At 72.8% G+C, this 17,423-nt stretch carries 14 protein-coding genes; 3 read left to right on the plus strand and 11 right to left on the minus strand.

All coding sequences use genetic code 11. The features are described 5' to 3' along the window. The first annotated feature begins 426 nt into the window (after window positions 1–426). Window positions 427–2,400 (plus strand): peptidoglycan DD-metalloendopeptidase family protein, encoded by a 1,974-nt coding sequence (locus D3272_RS18100; RefSeq protein WP_342634191.1) that lies wholly within the window; start codon window positions 427–429, stop codon window positions 2,398–2,400. A gap of 102 nt (window positions 2,401–2,502) precedes the next feature. Here the strand turns inward: D3272_RS18100 and D3272_RS18105 are convergent, their stop codons facing one another. The 11 genes from D3272_RS18105 to D3272_RS18160 form a co-directional block, all read right to left on the minus strand. Then, window positions 2,503–3,393 (minus strand): efflux RND transporter periplasmic adaptor subunit, encoded by an 891-nt coding sequence (locus tag D3272_RS18105; RefSeq protein WP_129220625.1) that lies wholly within the window; start codon window positions 3,391–3,393, stop codon window positions 2,503–2,505. A gap of 38 nt (window positions 3,394–3,431) precedes the next feature. Continuing rightward, window positions 3,432–3,641 (minus strand): DUF1656 domain-containing protein, encoded by a 210-nt coding sequence (locus D3272_RS18110; protein ID WP_129220626.1) that lies wholly within the window; start codon window positions 3,639–3,641, stop codon window positions 3,432–3,434. Then, window positions 3,638–5,740 carry an FUSC family protein gene (locus D3272_RS18115; RefSeq protein WP_281010970.1) on the minus strand — a complete coding sequence of 701 codons (2,103 nt, stop codon included), beginning with the start codon at window positions 5,738–5,740 and terminating at the stop codon, window positions 3,638–3,640. The genes D3272_RS18110 and D3272_RS18115 overlap by 4 nt, the downstream gene beginning before the upstream one ends. Continuing rightward, window positions 5,737–6,207, minus strand: a complete 471-nt coding sequence (locus D3272_RS18120; RefSeq protein WP_129220627.1) for a MarR family winged helix-turn-helix transcriptional regulator — start codon at window positions 6,205–6,207, stop codon at window positions 5,737–5,739. The genes D3272_RS18115 and D3272_RS18120 overlap by 4 nt, the downstream gene beginning before the upstream one ends. 83 nt (window positions 6,208–6,290) lie before the next feature. Then, window positions 6,291–7,781, minus strand: a complete 1,491-nt coding sequence (locus D3272_RS18125; RefSeq protein WP_245496660.1) for an FGGY-family carbohydrate kinase — start codon at window positions 7,779–7,781, stop codon at window positions 6,291–6,293. Next, window positions 7,778–8,125, minus strand: a complete 348-nt coding sequence (locus D3272_RS18135; protein WP_129220628.1) for an L-rhamnose mutarotase — start codon at window positions 8,123–8,125, stop codon at window positions 7,778–7,780. Before D3272_RS18135 ends, D3272_RS18125 begins: the two co-directional genes overlap by 4 nt. After that, the gene (locus tag D3272_RS18140) at window positions 8,122–9,159 is read right to left on the minus strand and encodes an ABC transporter permease (RefSeq protein WP_129220629.1); all 1,038 of its coding nucleotides are present in this window, start codon (window positions 9,157–9,159) and stop codon (window positions 8,122–8,124) included. Before D3272_RS18140 ends, D3272_RS18135 begins: the two co-directional genes overlap by 4 nt. Then, window positions 9,156–10,181, minus strand: a complete 1,026-nt coding sequence (locus D3272_RS18145; RefSeq protein WP_129220630.1) for an ABC transporter permease — start codon at window positions 10,179–10,181, stop codon at window positions 9,156–9,158. The genes D3272_RS18140 and D3272_RS18145 overlap by 4 nt, the downstream gene beginning before the upstream one ends. Next, window positions 10,178–11,842: a sugar ABC transporter ATP-binding protein gene (locus tag D3272_RS18150; protein WP_129220631.1), complete on the minus strand. Its 1,665-nt coding sequence runs from the start codon at window positions 11,840–11,842 to the stop codon at window positions 10,178–10,180. The genes D3272_RS18145 and D3272_RS18150 overlap by 4 nt, the downstream gene beginning before the upstream one ends. 62 nt (window positions 11,843–11,904) lie before the next feature. Next, the gene (rhaS, locus tag D3272_RS18155; RefSeq protein WP_129220632.1) at window positions 11,905–12,897 is read right to left on the minus strand and encodes a rhamnose ABC transporter substrate-binding protein; all 993 of its coding nucleotides are present in this window, start codon (window positions 12,895–12,897) and stop codon (window positions 11,905–11,907) included. Between the two features lie 55 nt (window positions 12,898–12,952). Continuing rightward, window positions 12,953–13,765 carry a DeoR/GlpR family DNA-binding transcription regulator gene (locus D3272_RS18160; RefSeq protein WP_129220633.1) on the minus strand — a complete coding sequence of 271 codons (813 nt, stop codon included), beginning with the start codon at window positions 13,763–13,765 and terminating at the stop codon, window positions 12,953–12,955. A gap of 199 nt (window positions 13,766–13,964) precedes the next feature. Between D3272_RS18160 and D3272_RS18165 the strand changes: the two genes are divergently transcribed. Beyond that, on the plus strand, window positions 13,965–16,061 hold the full coding sequence (locus tag D3272_RS18165; RefSeq protein WP_129220634.1) for a bifunctional rhamnulose-1-phosphate aldolase/short-chain dehydrogenase: 2,097 nt from the start codon (window positions 13,965–13,967) through the stop codon (window positions 16,059–16,061). A 56-nt stretch (window positions 16,062–16,117) separates the two neighbouring features. Then, window positions 16,118–17,410, plus strand: a complete 1,293-nt coding sequence (gene rhaI, locus D3272_RS18170; RefSeq protein WP_129220635.1) for an L-rhamnose catabolism isomerase — start codon at window positions 16,118–16,120, stop codon at window positions 17,408–17,410. The last annotated feature ends 13 nt before the right edge of the window (window positions 17,411–17,423 follow it).

Consider the following 17,423-nt stretch of genomic DNA (forward strand, 5'->3'; position numbering starts at 1 on the left):
GCCGGGCGATGACCACCAAACCGAAGCTCGGAAGCGTCGAAACCCGCGGGCCGCCTCAGCAGCGCCGCCGTCGATGAGCGGTTTATAGAACCCACCAACCAAGCCCGTCAACGCCGAAATTCACAAAAGTGCAAAAATCGGAGGGCGACCGTCGGAACGCCTCCAGCCCACTCCCCTGCCCCGGCAATCGCCATGGGAATCGCAGGACTCCCCCTGCCCTGCCCCCGTCCCCTCATCCGACCCCGCTGCGCGGGGCCACCTTCTCCCGAAAACGGGAGAAGGGCAGCGCACGACGGTGCCGGCTTCTGCCGCCAAGCGGGAGAAGGGCAGCGCAGGACGGTTCCGGGTGGACGCCGCACTTGCGCCATGAAACAGAGGCTGTGTCGGGCCGTCGTGAATGCGGACCGAGGCAGGGGAGCTGACAGGTTGGGGGCCATCGCCAGCGCGGACCATCGGGGGGCCGGCCTCGTCGACATCGGCGTCGAACCTCCGATCCAGATCGCGGGCCGCCCCCTGCTGGCGCAGGACCGGCGCAACGTGTCGGTCCGCTGGCTGTCGGCCGTGGTCCTCACCGGCATCGCCGGCTCGGGCCTCATCGGCACCACGGTCTTTGTCGCCATGGACGGCCAGTCCACCGTCGCCCAGGCGCCCGAACTCGTCACGCCGGCGCGCAGCGCCAAGGCGCCCGACACCGGCCTCGTCAAGGGCGACCGGCTGATCCGCTCCGCCGACATCGTGGCCGAGAAACAAAGCTTCAAGACGCCGGTCGCCGTGAAGATCGGCGACAAGCAGATCATCCGCATGCGCGGCTTCACCCACGTTGCCACCACGCTGGCGCTCGCCTCGACGGGCAACGACGACGACGTGCCCGAGTTCAACCCGTTGAAGCTCATGGCGCAAGACGCCAACCCCGCCGAAGCGCCCCCGCCCGACCCAGGGCCGGCGCTGGCCGATGCCGACGTCACCTTCACGACCCGGGACCTGTCGAACATCGAGCCCGGGCGCTTCGGCGGCTTCCTGTCGACCGACGAGATCCAGGCCCAGGTGGCCGAATCCGCCCGCAGCCTGGCCCAGCCGAACCGCACCCCCCTGGTGCCGCAGATGCTGCTGATGCGCACCAGCCGCGCCGGCGCCCTGCCGGGGAACGGGCTCGGCTTCGCCGACCCGCAGTTCCCCGCCGCGCCCTTCTCGTCGATCGAGGTCCACATGGTGGCGGAGAACGTCACCACGGTGCCGCGCTCGGACTCGACCCGCGACCGCGACGCCGCTGAACGGCTGATCGTGTTCCGCCACGGCGACAGCTTCGACGACCTCCTGCGCAACAACGGCGCGACGCGCGACCAGATCCGCTCCATCGACGCCGCCTTCGCGCCGAAGCGCGGCGAGGCGCCGGTGGCGGACGGGCGCCGCATCCGCCTCATGTTCGCGCGGCTCGACGACAGCCGGCAGCGCCAGATCGCCCGGATCTCGGTCTATGCCGACGAGGCGCTCGAGACCACGATCGCGCTCGCCGACACGGGCGACTACGTCAAGGTCGCCAATGCCGAGGCGCCCAAGCGCGCGCCCGCCGCCGCCAGCGAGGAGGGCGGGTTCCGGCTCTACGACAGCCTCTACGAGACGGCGCTGAAGCAGGACATGCCCAAGCCCCTCATCGACACGCTGGTCCGGGTGTTCGGCAACGACGTCGATTTCCAGCGCTCGGTCGCCGGCGGCGACAGCTTCGACGCCTTCTACAGCGACGGCGACGACGACGGCGGCCGGTCCGACCTGCTCTACGCCTCCATCACGGTGCGCAACGAGACGTTCCGCTACTACCGCTTCGTCACGCCGGACGACAATGCCGTCGACTTCTACGACGAGAACGGGCGCTCGGTGCGCAAGTTCCTCATGCGCTCCCCGGTGCCCAACGCCCAGATGACCTCGGGCTTCGGGCTGCGCTTCCACCCGATCCTCGGCTATTCGCGCCCCCACACCGGGGTCGACTGGGCGGCGCCGATCGGCACGCCGATCCTGGCGGCGGGGTCCGGCACGGTGCTCAAGGCCGAGCATTCGTCGAGCTACGGCAACCACGTCGAGATCCAGCACGCCAACGGCTACATCACGACCTATTCGCACATGACGGGCTTCGCGCGCGGCATCGCCGACGGCGTGCGGGTGCGCCAGGGCCAGGTGGTGGGATACCTCGGCCAGACCGGCCTCGCGACCGGCCCGCACCTGCATTACGAGGTCATCGTCAACGGCCATTTCGTCGACCCGATGCGGGTCAAGCTCGCCAGGACCCGCGAGATGGACGGCAAGGTGCTGGCCGACTTCAAGCGCGAGCGCGACCGCATCGACACGCTGATGGCCGGCGCCCCCAACGCCGTCGCCACCACGCCCGAGAAGCACGCCGAGAACTGAGGGCCGGTGCCGGTCTCCCCGAAACCCCGAGAAACGTCTCTCGATGGTATCCCGGGGCGTCCCGGCACAGGCCCGATGTCGTCACGGGTTCGGAACGGCCGCTCAGCGCGAGGCTTGCCGCTCCGGCAGCTGTTCCACCTCCACGGTGGCGGTGCGGCCCGGGATCAGCGCCACCCCGTCGGGGACACGGTCCAGCGCGATCCGCACCGGCACGCGCTGGGCGAGCCGCACCCAGGTGAAGCTCGGGTTGATGTTGGCGAGCAGGCTCGCTGAAGCGCCGCGCTCCCGGTCCTCGATGCCGCCCGCGATGCTCTCGACCCGGCCCGCGATGTCGCGGTCCTCGCCCATGAGCCTGACCCGCACGGGGTCGCCCATCCGGATGCGCGGCAGCTTGGTTTCCTCGAAATAGCCGTCGACATGGAGCGAGGCCGCGTCCACCAGCGCCATGGTGCCGTGGCCGGCCGCCACATAGGTGCCGGGCCGCAGGTCCATGTTGGTGATAGTGCCGGTGACGGAGGCGCGCACGTCGGAGCGGGCGAGGTTGAGCCGGGCGAGGTCGCGGTCGGCCAGGGCCTGGTCGGTGGCGGCCTGGGCCTGCTGCTGGGCGGCCGCGATCTCCTCGCGCTTCTCCTTGGTGACGACGGCGTCGGTGAGCTGGCCGTAGCGGCCGGCGTTGGCGGTCGCGAGGTCGAGCGCGGCCCTGCGGCTCGCCAGGTTGGCGTCGGCCTCGCGCAGCGCCAGCATGAAGCGGTCGCGGTCGATGCGGAACAGGAGGTCGCCCTGCCGCACCGGCTGGTTGTCCCGCACCGCGACCTCGCTGACGAGGCCGGACACGTCGGGCGCCACCTCGACGACGTCGGCCCGCACGCGGCCGTCGCGCGTCCAGGGCGCCTCCATGTAATAGGTCCAGAGGTGGCCGCCGACCACGGCGGCGGCGAGCACCGCCGCGACAGTGACGGCCATGCGGCCGAGGAGGGCGAGGAGAGCGGTCATGGCAGGACGTTCATGGCAGGAGAATCACGGCAGGAGAGTCACGGCAGGAGCCCGCGGGCGACGGCGGCGGTGCCGCCGAGGAGGATGACGTAGAGGGCGGCGTCGAACAGCGCGCGGTGCCACACGACGCGGTAGAACCCGATCCGGCCGAAGACGCGCCGCAGCAGCACGGCGAGCCCGTAGGCCACGAGGCCCCAGACGAGCAGGTCCGGCACGAAGACCCCGTAGAGGTCGATCTCGTGAGTCATGCGGCGGCCTCCCGGAACGGCGCGGCGAGGGCTGCCGCGGCATAGGGCGGCGCCGCCGGGAACAGCGCGCGCCGCAGGCCGACGAGGCCCAGCACGGCCTGGCTCGCCGCCCCGCTCGCCGCCGCGACCTCGCCGGCGGGGGAGGCTCCGACAGGGGCGTCGCCCACCACGGCGCCGAGCGCGGCGTCGAGCTCCGCCAGCAGGGCCGGGTCGGGCGCCAGGGCGGTGCGGGACACATGGCGCGCCAAGCGGTCGAGCAGCCGGTCGACGGCGGCGCGCGGCCCCGCGGCGAGGCCGTGGCGGGCGCCGCGCAGGTCGACGATGTTGAGCCCGATGCGCGGGGCCGCGAGGGCCCGGCGGATCGCCGCCCCCTCCCCGGCCGGCAGGGCGGCGAGGCGCGGGGCCGCGAGGCTCAGCCGGTCGAGCATCAGGCCGGCCACGCGGGCGCGGTCGCCCCGCCCGCGCCCGCGTGCGGCTTCGGCCAGCGTCCGGCCGTCGGCGCGCCCCAGGCGACCGAGCGTGACGGCGGCCCCGACGGCCCGCAGCACCGCCGTCAGCACCGCCGCCGACGACAGGCCCACCATGAAGGCGACGCCGGTATTGGCGTAGGCCGTGAAATCGGCCGCGTAGCTGCCCTGCAGTGCCAGCAGCGTGGCGCCGTTGAAGGCCACCACGAGGCCCTTCCCGGCGGTGGCCGGCACCGCCATCATGACGCCGAAGACCAGGAAGGCCGGGGCCAGCGCCAGCGCCACCATCTCGAAGTTCGAGGCCAGCGGCAGGATGGCGAAGAGATAGACGCCCATCACGGCGATGGCCACGGCCGACCACACGGTGAACTCCACCAGCGCGGGCGTGGGATCGTCGCGGTTGGCGAAGAGCGCCATGGCGGTGGCGGCCATCATGGGGGCCGAGGCCCCGTCCGGCCAGCCGGTGGCGACCCAGAAGCCGGTGTTCAGCAGCACCGCCACGGCGACGCCGACCGCCGACAGCAGCGGCATCAGCCGGTCGACGTGGCGGGCCGACGCGACCGCCACGGCGGGCGGCGGCACCGCGTCCGACGCGCCGCGGCCGGTGGCGATGGTGCGGCGCAGCGCGCGCGAGGCCTCGGCGAGGTCGAGCGTGTCCCGAAGGCGCATCAGCAGGCTCGCCACCAGCATGTCGTGCCAGCCCGCGGCGGCGTCGAGCCGCGGGGCCGCCGCCGCGAAGCGCGCGCGCAGCGCCGCCGCCGCGGCCGTGTCGCGGGCGATGTCGGCGGGCGCCGTCGAGGGGGCGGCGGGGCTGATCCAATCGCGCAGGCCGGAGATCGCGGCCGCGACGGCCGGGGACGGCGCGACGTCGCGCAACTCGCCCATCCGGTCGGCCAGGGAGGACAGCACCGGCAGCATCATGGCCATGCGCAGCCGCAGGGCGCCGAGCGCGGCGGCGCGCTCGCGCAGGCCCGACGTGTCGTAGGCGAGGTGGGTCGACAGCATGTCGATCTCGGCGAGGTCGCCGGCGAGGCGCGCGAGGTCGGCCTCGACCGCGGCGCCGCCCGACGCGCGCCCGTCGAGCGCGTCGCGGCCGAGGCGGGCGCCGGCGCCGATCCAGGCATCGACGCGCGCCGCGAGGGTGTCGCCGACGGTGCGGGGCAGCACCAGGGTCGAGACGAGGCTCGAACACACGATGCCGAGCCCGATCGCCTCGGACCGCGCCACCGCCACGTCGAAGATGCCGGAGGGGTCGCCCACGGCCGGAAACCCGATGAGGGCCGCCGTGTAGCCGCCGAGCAGGAACACGTAGGCGCGCGGGCTGCGGTCGAGCAGGGCGAGGTAGACGCAGAGCCCGACCCAGAGGGCGAGCGCCAGGGTGAGCAGTTCCGGGGACGCGGCGAGGTTCGGCACCAGCACCACGGCGGCGGTGGCGCCGATGAGCGTGCCGAGCAGGCGGAAGGCCGCCTTGGATCGCGTGGCGCCGGCCAGCGGGTTCGAGCAGATGTAGACGGTGGCCATGGCCCAGTAGGGGCGCGGCACCGACAGGGCGAAGCCGAGGTAGAGCGCCAGCATGGCGGCCGCGAAGGTCTTGGCCGCGTAGATCCAGTCGCCCAGCTTCGGCAGCGTCACGGGCGGGCCTCGGCCGAGGGCCGGTCCGCCACCACGTCATGAGCCGCCGCACGGTCGGCGATGCGGGCGAAGACGCGCCGGCTCGCCGCCATGTCGGCGGGGTCGAGGCCGGCGAAGACGGAGGCCCGCAGCGCGTCGAGTTCGGCGCTGAGCCGGTCGGCCAGGGCGCGGCCCTCGGCCGTCAGGTTGAGGCGCCGCACGCGCCGGTCCGCCCCGTCGGGGTCGCGGCGCAGGAAGCCCGCCGCGCAGAGCTGGTCGAGCGCCCGCACCAGGGAGGCGGCCTCGATGCCCAGCGCCTCGGCGATCTCGTTCTGCTTGCAGCCGCCGCGGCGCGCGATGAGGACCAGCGGCAGCGCGGTGGATTCCGACATGCCGTGCGGCCGCACCACGCCGTCGGCGAGCCGGCGCCACTCGCGGGCCGAGCGGAGCAGATCGAGGCAATAGGCCTGGAGGTCCTGGGTGGGCATGGCGGTTCCGATCCGGAAAGATAGATCGTTAGCCAACTATCGATCGGGGGGCAAGATCCTCGGTCGTGCCGCGGCCCTGGCCGTCACCGACCCGACGCCACCGCGGCGCGCCACCGGGCCGCATAGGCGTGCAGGTCCGGGAAGAGCCCCGGCCGCGGCGCGACGGGCCTGGGCGCCGCCGCCCTGACCGGCGCCACGAGCCCGGCCGCGCCGACGCTCGTCCCGGTGCCGCCGGCCGAGGCCCCCACCGGCCGCCCCGTCAGCACCGCCAAAGCCTCGCAGAACAGCGTATTGGCGGCGAAGGGCCCTTCCACCACGGAAGGCCCGGCGGCACCGAGCAGGTCGAGGCAGGTCGCCGTCATCAGGGCCGCGTAGAGGCTGGCGGCGGCGGTCCGCTCGGCGGGCGTCAGGGCCGCGGGGTCGGCGGTCCAGCGGCCGGCCCGGTCCGGGAACGGGCCGCTGCCGGGGGCAAAGGTCGGCAGCGCCATGATGCCGCCCGCCAGCACGGCGGCGAGGGCCGCGCCGTCCGGCACCGCCGCGGTGCCGCCCGTGACGCGGTCGAACTCCCGGCCGCCCATGAAGCGCGCCGAGGGCACGGGCCGGCGGTAGGCGTCGACGTTGGCCAGCGTGTCGCGGCCGGCCTCCAGGCGCGCCAGGGAGCCGCCGACCGCGAAGCACACCACCCAGGTGCCGGTCGACACGATGCTGCGCGGCGCCGACCCGCCGTCGAGGTGGGGCAGCAGCGAGGCGTTGGAATCGTGGATGCCGCAGGCGACCGGCAGCGGGCGGCCGAGGCCGATGCGGTCCGCGATCTCGGGCCGCAGCGGGCCGAGCACGTCGAAGGCCGGGCGGACCGGCGCCATGAGGCCGCGCCAGCCGGCCCGCGCCGGCAGCGCGGAGAAGCCGTCGCGCGCCGGCGCCCACAGGTCGGTGTGGCAGCCGAGCGAGGTCGGCTCGGTGGCGGCGACGCCGGTGAGGCGCCAGGCCCAATATTGCGGATAGGTGACGAAGCTTTCGGCCCGGGCGAAGGCCTCGGGGAAGGTCCGCGCCTGCCAGGCGAGCTGGGCGCCGAGGTTCAGCCCGCCCGGCAGGCGGGGCGAGAAGCTTTCGGCGAAGGCGGGGCGCAGGGCGTCGTAGGCGGTCGCCATGGCGTCGGGCCCGTCGTGCTCGTAGTCGAGCACCGGCAGGGCGAGGCCGTCGCCGGCGATGAGGGCGCCCGTGGCGCCGTGGGTGGTGATCGACAGGGCGTCGACCTCCCCGGCGACGTCGGCGAGGCCGTCGACCAGGAAGGCCGCGATGGCCTCGGTGTCGGCATGGGGATAGGGCCCGTCCGGCCGGACGCGGTTCGGCAGGACCCGGCTCCAAACCTCGTGCCCCAGCGCGGCGTCGACCAGCACCAGCTTGACGTTGGTCTTGCCGACGTCGAGCACCGCGACGGTGCGGACCTGCCGGGCCGGCTTGCCCGATAGCGGCCCGGTATCCTGCGCCGGCTTGCCCGGCGCCGTCATGGCCCCCAGCGCCGGCTTGCCCGGTAGCGACCCGGTATCCTGCGCCGGCTTGCCCGGCGCCGTCATGGCAGGTGGAACAGGGGTTCGAGCGGCAGCACGGTGGGCGCGCCCGACGGCTCGGTCTCCATCAGGTCCGCCATATGGGCCCACCAGCGGCGCATCACCGGGTGGTCGTGCAGCGACGCCATGGCGTGGTCGCGCCGCCGCCACAGCACGGCGAAGAGCGTGTGGGAGGCGGGATCGAGGTGGATGGAATAATCGGCGACGCCGGCCTCGCGCAGCAGCCGGGCGAGTTCGGGCCACAGGGCGTCGTGGCGGCGCCGGTAATCGTCGGCGCGGCCCGGGTGGAGCCGCATGGCGAAGGCGTGTTTCTCGTGGGTGGCGGTGTCGAAGGGGCCGACGGCGGTCATGCGGTCCTCCGGCGGGCCAGGGCGCGCCTGACGAGGATCGGCAGCGCGATCGTGCCGATCAGCATCAGGCCCACGACGATCGACATGATGATGCCGGGCACGTTGAGGAGGCCAAGCCCGTAGGTGACGAGGCCCAGCACGATGGCGGCGATGACGACGCCCGGCACCGTGCCGGAGCCGCCCTGGATGTCGATGCCGCCCAGCACCACGACGGTGACGACGTCGAGTTCCCAGCCGAGCGCGATGGAGGGGCGCGTCGAGCCGAGCCGCCCCGTCAGCATCACGGCGGCGAGGCCCGCCGCGAGGCCGGTCGCCACGAAGAGCAGCAGCTTGATGCGCTCGACCCGCAGCCCCGAGAACCGCGCCGCGAAGGCGTTGTTGCCGATGGCCCGCACCGCCCGGCCGAAGGTGGTGCGGTGCAGCACCACGCCGGCCGCCACGGCGAGGACGAGGAAGCTGGCGAATTCGAAGGACAGCATCTGCCACACGTAGCCCTGGCCGAACCAGGCGAGGCCGGCCGGATAGTCCTTGTAGACGCCGTCGCCGAGCGCGACGTAGCTGAGCCCGCGGTAGAGGCTCATGGTGCCGACCGTCGCCATGATGGAGGGGAGGCCGAGCCGCGCCACGAGGAGGCCGTTGAAGAGCCCGCAGGCGGCGCCGACGCCGAGCCCGACCAGGACCAGCACGGGCGTCCCGGCCCCGGCCGCCGCGGCCGCCCCCATGGCCGTGGAGGCGAGCGCCACGGTGCCGCCGACCGACAGGTCGATCTCGCCCGCCATGACGACGAAGGCCATGGCGAGCGCGATGATGGCCTTCTCGGTGAAGTTGAAGGTGGCGTCGCTGAGGTTCCACAGGTCGAGGAAATAGGGCGAGGCCAGGGCATCGATGAGGAAGACCGTCGCCGCCACGCCGAGCAGCATGGCTTCCCAGCTCGCCGCGAAGCGCCGCCAGGGCGGCACCAGCCGGTCGGGGATGGTGCGGGGGCCCGCGCCTTCGGGCGCGGCGCGCGCCGGCGAGGCGGCCTCGAGCGTCATGGCGTGGCTCCGCGATGGGGCCGCAGGATCACCCGGCCGCGCTTGCGCTCGGCGCGGGCGTTGAGCGCCACGGCCGCGATGATGACGGCGCCCGAGATGGCCATCTGGGCGAAGGGCGACACGTTCACGACCGGCAGGGCGTTCTTGATGATGCCGAGGAACAGCGCCCCCAGCACGACGCCGGCGACCGAGCCGATGCCGCCGGCGATCGACACGCCGCCGATGACGCAGGCCGCGATGACGTCGAGCTCGAAGCCCGAGGCGACGTCCACGTAGGCCACGGCGTAGCGGGCGACCCAGAGATAGCCGCACAGCCCCGCCAGCGCGCCCGAGAAGCAGAAGGCGAGGAAGCGGGCGCGGCCGGGGTCGAGCCCGGCATAGACGGCGGCCGTCGGGTTGCCGCCGACCGCGTACCAGGCCCGGCCGACGGGCGTGCGGCCGAAGACGAGGCCCGCCACCCCGACGGCGAGCAGCGCCGTCCAGCTCAGCAGCGGCAGGCCGAGCACCTCGGTGCGCGGCACCGCGAGGAAGCCCGGCGTCATCTGGAAGCTGTTGATCCAGGCGCCGCCGGACAGCACGAAGGCGAGGCCGCGGAAGACCGTGAGGGTGCCGAGCGTCACCACGATGGGCGGGATGCCGACCTTCCACACCAGGAGGCCGTTGATGGCGCCGAGCGCGAGGCCGAGGCCCAGCGCCACCGCCAGCAGCAGCGCCAGCGGCAGCTCCGGGTGGTGCACGTCGAGCAGCGCCACCGCCATGCCGGTCAGCGCGACATTGGCGGCGACCGACAGGTCGACGGAGCGCGTCAGGATGACGGCCGCCTGCCCGAGCGCCATGACGATCAGGATGGCGGTGTCGTTGAAGGTGTTGCCGAGGCTCGCCGGCCGGACGAAGCCCGGAAAGCGCGCCGCCACGGCGGCGAGCAGCAGCGCGATGGCGGCGACGAGCAGGAGTTCGCGCCGGGCGAGGAGGCTCCGGAGGTCGAGGCCGTCCGGGGCGGCGGCGGGGCCGACGGCGCTCAAGCGACGGCTCCGAGGTTGCCGGTGGCGGCCGCCACCAGGGTCTCGGGGGTGAGGCCGTGCCGGTCGAAGGTGCCGGCCATGCGGCCCTCCCGCATCACCATCACGCGGTCCGCCATGCCGAGGATCTCGGGCAGTTCGGACGACACCATCAGCACGGCGAGGCCCTGGCGGGCGAGGTCGGCGACGAGGCCGTGGACGGCGGCCTTGGAGCCGATGTCGATGCCCTTGGTGGGCTCGTCGAGGACGATGACTTTCGGCCGGGTGGCGAGCCACTTGCCGATGACGACCTTCTGCTGGTTGCCGCCCGACAGCGTGCCGACGGGCTGCGACAGGGAGGCGGCGCGCAGGTCGAAGCGCTCGGCATAATGGCGGGCCAGCGCGAATTCCTCGGCGGCCCGGATGAAGCCGCGGCGCGACACGGCGCCGAGGCATCCGAGCGTCGCGTTCTCGACGATCGGCATGGCCAGCACGGCGCCGTGGCGGCCGCGCTCCTCCGGCACGTAGACGAGGCCGGCCCGGATGGCGTCGGCGGTGGAGCGGATGCGGAGCGCCCGCCCGTCGAGCGCGACGGTGCCGCGCGAGGGCGCGGTGACGCCGAAGAGCGACTGGCAGAGTTCGGAGCGGCCCGCGCCCACGAGGCCGTAGACGCCGAGGATCTCGCCGCGGCGCAGCGTGAAGGAGATGTCGTCGAACTCGGTCGGGTGCGAATAGCCCGACACCGCCAGCACCTCGTCGCCGATGTCGGACTTCCCCTTGGGGAAGACCTGGTCGACGCTGCGGCCCACCATCATGCGCACCAGCGTGGCATGGTCGACGTCCTCCATCCGCCCCGCCCCGACGGTGCGGCCGTCGCGGAACACGGCATAGTCGTCGGCGACGCGGTCGAGCTCCTCGAACTTGTGGGAGATGAACAGGATGGCCTTGCCCTGCCCCTTCAGCCGCTCCACCACACGGAACAGGTCCTCGACCTCCTTGTGGGACAGGGCCGCGGTGGGCTCGTCCATGATGACGATCTCGCTGTCGACCGACAGGGCGCGGGCGATGGCGACGAGGTGGCGCTGGGCGATCGACAGGTCCTTCAGCCGCGTCGAGGGCCGGATCGGCGCGTCGATGCCGTAGAGCAGCGCGGCCGAGCGCGCCCGGATGGCGGGCCAGTCGACGAGGCCGAACCGGGTGCGCGGCGCGTGGCCGAGATAGATGTTCTCCGCCACCGTCAGCTCGTCGAACAGCACGGTTTCCTGGTGGATGGCGGTGATGCGGGCCGCCTGGGCGGCCTCGGGCCCGGCGAAGGCGATCCGCTCGCCCCCGATGAGGATCTCGCCGGCGTCGGGGCGGTAGATGCCGGTGAGGATCTTGACCAGCGTCGACTTGCCGGCGCCGTTCTCGCCGACCAGCGCGGTGACGCGGCCGGGCCGCAGCGCCAGTTCCACCCCGTCGAGCGCCTTGACGCCGGGGAAATGCTTGCAGATGCCGCGCAGTTCGAGCAGCGGCGCCGGAAGCCGAGCCGCGGCGGCGGCGCCGGGCGGGGCCGGCGGGACGAACTTCAGGACGGAGGACAAGGGCGCGAGACTCCCGGGATGGGTGCGCTGTCCTTCTCCCGCATGGCGGGAGAAGGTGCCCGGCAGGGCGGATGAGGGGATGGGGCGCGACGGTCCCGTCATCCGGCCCCGCCATGCAGGGCCACCTTCTCCCGCGAGGGGAGAAGGGCGCGGCGTCGAGCGCGTCAGAACACCTTGGCGAAGGTGTCGACGTTGGAGCTGTCGTAGACGAAGGGGTCCGCCATGGCGCCCTCGGTGCCGGCGTCGAGCTTCAGCTGCCCCATCCGCCCCATGGGGAGTGCGGCGCCGGGCTCGGCCTTGGCGCCCTTGACGAGGTCGTAGGCGAGATAGGCGGCCGAATAGCCGAGGTCGATCGGGTTCCAGATGGCGAAGTTCTTGGTGGCGCCGGAATGCACCGCCCCCGCCATCTCGGAGGGCAGACCGAGGCCGGTGACGAAGACCTGGCCGATCTTGCCGGCGTCCTTCACGGCCTGGGCCGCCGCCACGATGCCGACGGAGGTGGGCGCCACGATCACCTTCACGTCGGGGTGGGTCTGCAGCAGGCCCTGGGTTTCGCGGTAGCTCTTGTCCGACAGGTCGTCGCCGTAGACGGTCGCCACGATGTCGAGGCCGGGATACTTCGGCAGGGCCTTCTTCATCTCGCCGATCCAGGTGTTCTGGTTCGTCGAGGTGGCGGTGGCCGACAGGATGGCGACCTTGCCCTTGCCGCCCGGCAGGGCGTCGGTGGCGAGCTTGTCCAGCATATTGCCGATGAGTTCGTTGGACGAGGGGTTGAGGTGCAGCATCCGCCCCTCGGCGGCGACGGCGGAATCCCAGGAGATGACCTTGATGCCCCGGCCCATGGCCTTCTTGAGGGCCGGCGCGACGGCGTCCTTGTCGTTGGCCGAGATCGCGATGGCGTCGACCTTCTGCGAGATCAGCGCATTGATGACCTCGATCTGGCCCTCGGCGGTGGTGCTGGTGGGGCCCGTGTAGACGATCTTCACGCCGCCGATCGCCTTGGCGGCCTCCTCGGCCCCCTTGTCGGCGGCCTCGAAGAAGCCGTTGCCGAGCGATTTCGCCACGAGGGCGATGCGGATGTCGGCCGCCTGCGCGGCCGTGGCCAGCATCGCGCCGGCCAGCGCCGTCGACAGCGCCAGGGTTCTCAAAAGCGTCATGGTATCCTCCCGTTCGTTGGTCCGTCCTCGGTCGCCGCCGCGCTCTCCGGCGCGGTCAGGCGATCGAGGCTGATGGGTTGTGATCGCGCCCCCGCAGCGGGTCGGCGACGATGAGGTCGATCCCGGCGGCCGCCACCATGCGGCGGTCCTCGTCGGCGATGCGATGGTCGGTGACGATGCGGGTGGCGCGGGCGAGCGGCGCCAGGATCATCGAGGACTGGGCGCGGAACTTGCTCGAATCGACCAGGAGCACGAGCTCGTCCGCCTGGCGCATCAGCCGCTGCTCGGACGAGATGATGAGCGCGTCCCGCTCCATGATGCCGAGCGCCGAGACGCCCTGCGCCCCCATGAACATGCGCCGCGCGCGGAAATGCACGGTCCCGTCGTCCTCGAAGGGGCTCAGGATGATGTTCTGCTCGCGGTAGACGGAGCCCGACGGCAGGAACACCGTGCAGGCCGAATGGCGCAGCAGGTGCTCGGCCACCGAGAAGGAATTGGTCAGCACCTGCAGCTTCAGCCGGTCCATGGCGTGGACCATCTGGAACGTGGTGGTGCCGCCGTTGACGATGATGGCGTCGCCCTCGGCGCAGAGCGCCACGGCGGCCCGCGCGATGGCGCGCTTCTCGAGGAGGTTCGGCACCGCGCCGGCCGCGCCCGCGGGCGTGCCGAGCGCCACGAGGTTCGGCGGCTGGAGCGCTTCCGCGCCGCCGCGCAGCTTGCGCAACCGCCCCTGCCCGGCGAGCGCCGCGAGGTCGCGCCGCACCGTGGCCTCCGACCCGCCCGTCGCCCGGGCGAAATCCGCCACCGTGCCGACGGCCCGGGCGCTCAGCAGATCCAAGATGATGCGGTGGCGTTCGCGCTCGTGCATCGTTTCCTCCGACACCGAACCTAGGCCGCTTTCCCCGATCCCGTCAACAAGTTCGATCAGTTTCGATCATGCTGCGCCGCAGTATTGATTGCTGCGGGCGCGTTGTTGACATGTGTTGATCGCTTCTGGAATAAGTTGCGCCAATGAGGTGCGGCTGGCGTGGAACGCGGCCCGCGCGACCGATCCCGGGGAGGACATGATGGCGGATGCGGACAGCCGGCTGCTGGAGGACCGCTGGGACGAGGCGAAGGCGGCCGGCCTCGACGAGCCCGGGCTCCTGCTCTACCGCTCGAACCTGCTCGGCGCCGACAAGCGCATCACCAACTACGGCGGGGGCAACACCTCAGCCAAGGTGACGGAGCGCGACCCGCTGACCGGGCGGCCCGTCGAGGTGCTCTGGGTCAAGGGTTCGGGCGGCGACGTCGGCACGATGGGGCGCGACGGCTTCGCCACGCTCTACCGCGACAAGCTCGACAGCCTGCGCGACATCTACCGCGGACCCGAGCACGAGGACGAGATGGTGGGCTACCTGCCCCACTGCACCTTCGCGCTGAACCCGCGCGCCGCCTCGATCGACACGCCGCTGCACGCCTACCTGCCCTATCGGCACGTCGACCACATGCATCCCGACGCCGTCATCGCCATCGCGGCGACGCGCGACAGCCGGGCGCTGACGCGGCGCATCTACGGCGAGGAGATCGGCTGGCTGCCGTGGCGCCGCCCCGGCTTCGAGCTCGGGCTCATGCTGTCGCGCTTCGCCGCCGAGAACCCGCAGGCCAGGGGCGTCGTGCTGGAAAGCCACGGGCTCTTCACCTGGGGCGAGGAGTCCCGCGCCTGCTACGAGACCACGCTGCGCATCATCAACAAGGCCATCGCCTGGTTCGAGGCCGAGACGGCCGGAAGGCCCGCCTTCGGCGGCGCCCGCACGGCGAGCCTGCCGGCGGAGGAGCGCCGCGCCGTGGCGGCGCGGCTGATGCCGGAGATCCGCGCCCGCATCGGCACGGAGGAGCGCAAGGTCGGCCACTTCGAGGACGGGCCGGCGGTACTCGACTTCGTCAACGGGCGCGACATGCCGGCCCTGGCGGCGCTGGGCACGAGCTGCCCGGACCATTTCCTGCGCACCAAGATCCGCCCGCTGGTGCTGGACTTCGACCCCGCGACCGGCGTCGACGCCGTGGTGGCGGGGCTCGACCGCGCCGTCGCCGACTACCGCGCCGGCTACGCCGCCTATTATGAACGGTGCCGCCACCCCGATAGCCCCGCCATGCGCGACGGCAATGCCGTGGTCTACCTCGTGCCGGGCGTCGGCATGATCACCTTCGCGCGCGACAAGGCGACGGCGCGGATCGCGGCCGAGTTCTACGCCAATGCCATCAACGTGATGCGCGGCGCCGCGGCGGTCGACACCTATGTGGGCCTGCCCGAGCAGGAAGCCTTCGACATCGAATATTGGCTTTTGGAGGAGGCCAAGCTCCAGCGCATGCCCAAGCCCAAGAGCCTCGCGGGCCGGGTCGGCCTCGTGACGGGCGGGGCCGGCGGCATCGGCCGGGCCGTGGCGGCCAGGATGATGGCGGACGGCGCCTGCGTGGTGCTGGCCGACATCGACGCCGAGGCCCTGGCGGAGACGCAGGCGGAGTTCGCCCGGCATTACGGCGCCGACCAGGTCCGCTCCGTGCTGTTCGACGTCACCGACGAGGCCGCCGTGGCGCGCGGCTTCACCGAGGCGGTGGCGGAGTTCGGCGGGCTCGACGTGCTGGTGTCCAACGCCGGCATCGCTTCCTCGGAGCCGGTGGAGACCACCACGGTCGCCATGTGGGACCGCAACATGGACATCCTGGCCAAGGGCTATTTCCTCGTGTCGCGCGAGGCCTTCCGGCTGATGCGGCGCCAGAAGCTCGGCGGCGCGCTGGTCTTCGTGGCCTCCAAGAACGGGCTCGCGGCCTCGCCGGGCGCCTCGGCCTATTGCACCGCCAAGGCGGCCGAGATCCATCTCGCCCGCTGCCTCGCCCTCGAGGGCGCCGACGCCAGCATCCGGGTCAACGTCGTCAACCCCGACGCGGTGCTGCGCGGCTCCAAGATCTGGACCGGCGCGTGGCGCGAGCAGCGCGCCGCCGCCTACAGCATGGAGCCCGACGCGCTGGAGGACCATTACCGCAAGCGCTCCATGCTCAAGCGCTCGGTGCTGCCCGAGGACATCGCCGAGGCGGTGTATTTCCTGGCCTCCGACCTGTCGGCGAAATCCACCGGCAACATCATCAACGTCGACGCCGGCAACGCCCAGTCCTTCACGCGCTGAGCGCCGCGGTCGCCTCCCCCGTCGGCGGGGGAGGACCAGCCTCACAGGAGACCCCGATGTCCGGCCTGCCCATCGATCCCGGCGTCGTCGCGCACCACAACGAGCCCCGTGCGGCGGCGCTGGCCGAGGATTACGACGCGCTCGGCGCCCGCCTGGCCCGGCGGGGCATCGACATCGCCGCCGTGACCGCCAAGGTGGCGGGCTTCACGGTGGCGGTCCCCTCCTGGGGCGTCGGCACCGGGGGGACGCGCTTCGCCCGCTTCCCCGGCGAGGGCGAGCCGCGCGGCATCGCCCAGAAACTGCAGGACTGCGCCGTCATCCAGCAGCTCGGCCGGGCGACGCCGCGCGTGTCGCTGCATATCCCCTGGGACCGCGCCCCGGCCGCCGAGCTCCGGGACCGGGCCGGGGCGCTGGGCCTCGGCTTCGACGCGATGAACTCCAACACGTTCCAGGACCATCCCGACGAGCCCGCCCACCGCCTGTCCTATCGCTTCGGCTCGCTGAGCCACACCGACCCGGCCGTGCGCGCCCAGGCGGTGGCGCACAACGTCGAGTGCATCGAGATCGGCCGCGCCCTCGGCTCCAGGGCGCTCACGGTGTGGATCGGCGACGGTTCCAACTTCCCCGGGCAGAGCCACATGGGCCGGGCCTTCGAGCGCTACCTCGGCGCCATGGGCGAGATCTACGCGGCGCTGCCGGAGGACTGGCGGCTGTTCTCCGAGCACAAGATGTACGAGCCGGCCTTCTACGCCACCGTGGTGCAGGACTGGGGCACGAGCCTCCTCGCCGCCCAGGCGCTCGGCCCCAAGGCGGCCTGCCTCGTCGACCTCGGCCACCACGCGCCGAACGTCAACATCGAGATGATCGTGTCGCGCCTCGCCCACGCGGGCAAGCTCGGCGGCTTCCACTTCAACGACTCGAAATACGGCGACGACGACCTCGACGCGGGCGCCATCGACCCGTTCCGGCTGTTCCTGGTGTTCAACGAGCTCGTCGACCTCGACGGGCCAGGCTTCGATCCCGCCTATATGATCGACCAGTCCCACAACGTGACCGACCCGATCGAGAGCCTGATCCGCTCCGCCGACGAGATCCGCCGCGCCTACGCCCAGGCGTTGCTGGTCGACCGGACGGCGCTGGCGGGGTTCCAGGACGACAACGACCCGCTGATGGCCTCCGAGGTGCTGAAGGCGGGGTTCCGCGCCGACGTCGACCCGATCCTGGCCCGGGCCCGGCTTGACGCGGGCGGCGCCATCGACCCGATCGGCGCCTACCGGGTCAGCCGCTACCGGGCGCGGGTCGCGGCGGAACGCCCGGCGGTGCGCGGCGGGGGCGGCGGCATCACCTGAGGGACGGAGTCGG

It is taken from the genome of Lichenibacterium ramalinae (assembly GCF_004137085.1).
Taxonomy (GTDB): Bacteria; Pseudomonadota; Alphaproteobacteria; order Rhizobiales; family Beijerinckiaceae; genus Lichenihabitans; species Lichenihabitans ramalinae.

Bases quoted from the DNA above. Each gene is read 5' to 3' on its own strand.
- D3272_RS18120 (WP_129220627.1), bottom strand. From the start codon at position 6,207: ATGCCCACCCAGGACCTCCAGGCCTATTGCCTCGATCTGCTCCGCTCG.
- D3272_RS18135 (WP_129220628.1), bottom strand. From the start codon at position 8,125: ATGACCGCCGTCGGCCCCTTCGACACCGCCACCCACGAGAAACACGCC.
- rhaS (WP_129220632.1), bottom strand. From the start codon at position 12,897: ATGACGCTTTTGAGAACCCTGGCGCTGTCGACGGCGCTGGCCGGCGCG.
- D3272_RS18105 (WP_129220625.1), bottom strand. From the start codon at position 3,393: ATGACCGCTCTCCTCGCCCTCCTCGGCCGCATGGCCGTCACTGTCGCG.
- D3272_RS18110 (WP_129220626.1), bottom strand. From the start codon at position 3,641: ATGACTCACGAGATCGACCTCTACGGGGTCTTCGTGCCGGACCTGCTC.
- D3272_RS18125 (WP_245496660.1), bottom strand. From the start codon at position 7,781: ATGACGGCGCCGGGCAAGCCGGCGCAGGATACCGGGTCGCTACCGGGC.
- D3272_RS18140 (WP_129220629.1), bottom strand. From the start codon at position 9,159: ATGACGCTCGAGGCCGCCTCGCCGGCGCGCGCCGCGCCCGAAGGCGCG.
- D3272_RS18150 (WP_129220631.1), bottom strand. From the start codon at position 11,842: ATGACGGGACCGTCGCGCCCCATCCCCTCATCCGCCCTGCCGGGCACC.
- D3272_RS18160 (WP_129220633.1), bottom strand. From the start codon at position 13,765: ATGCACGAGCGCGAACGCCACCGCATCATCTTGGATCTGCTGAGCGCC.
- D3272_RS18165 (WP_129220634.1), top strand. From the start codon at position 13,965: ATGGCGGATGCGGACAGCCGGCTGCTGGAGGACCGCTGGGACGAGGCG.
- rhaI (WP_129220635.1), top strand. From the start codon at position 16,118: ATGTCCGGCCTGCCCATCGATCCCGGCGTCGTCGCGCACCACAACGAG.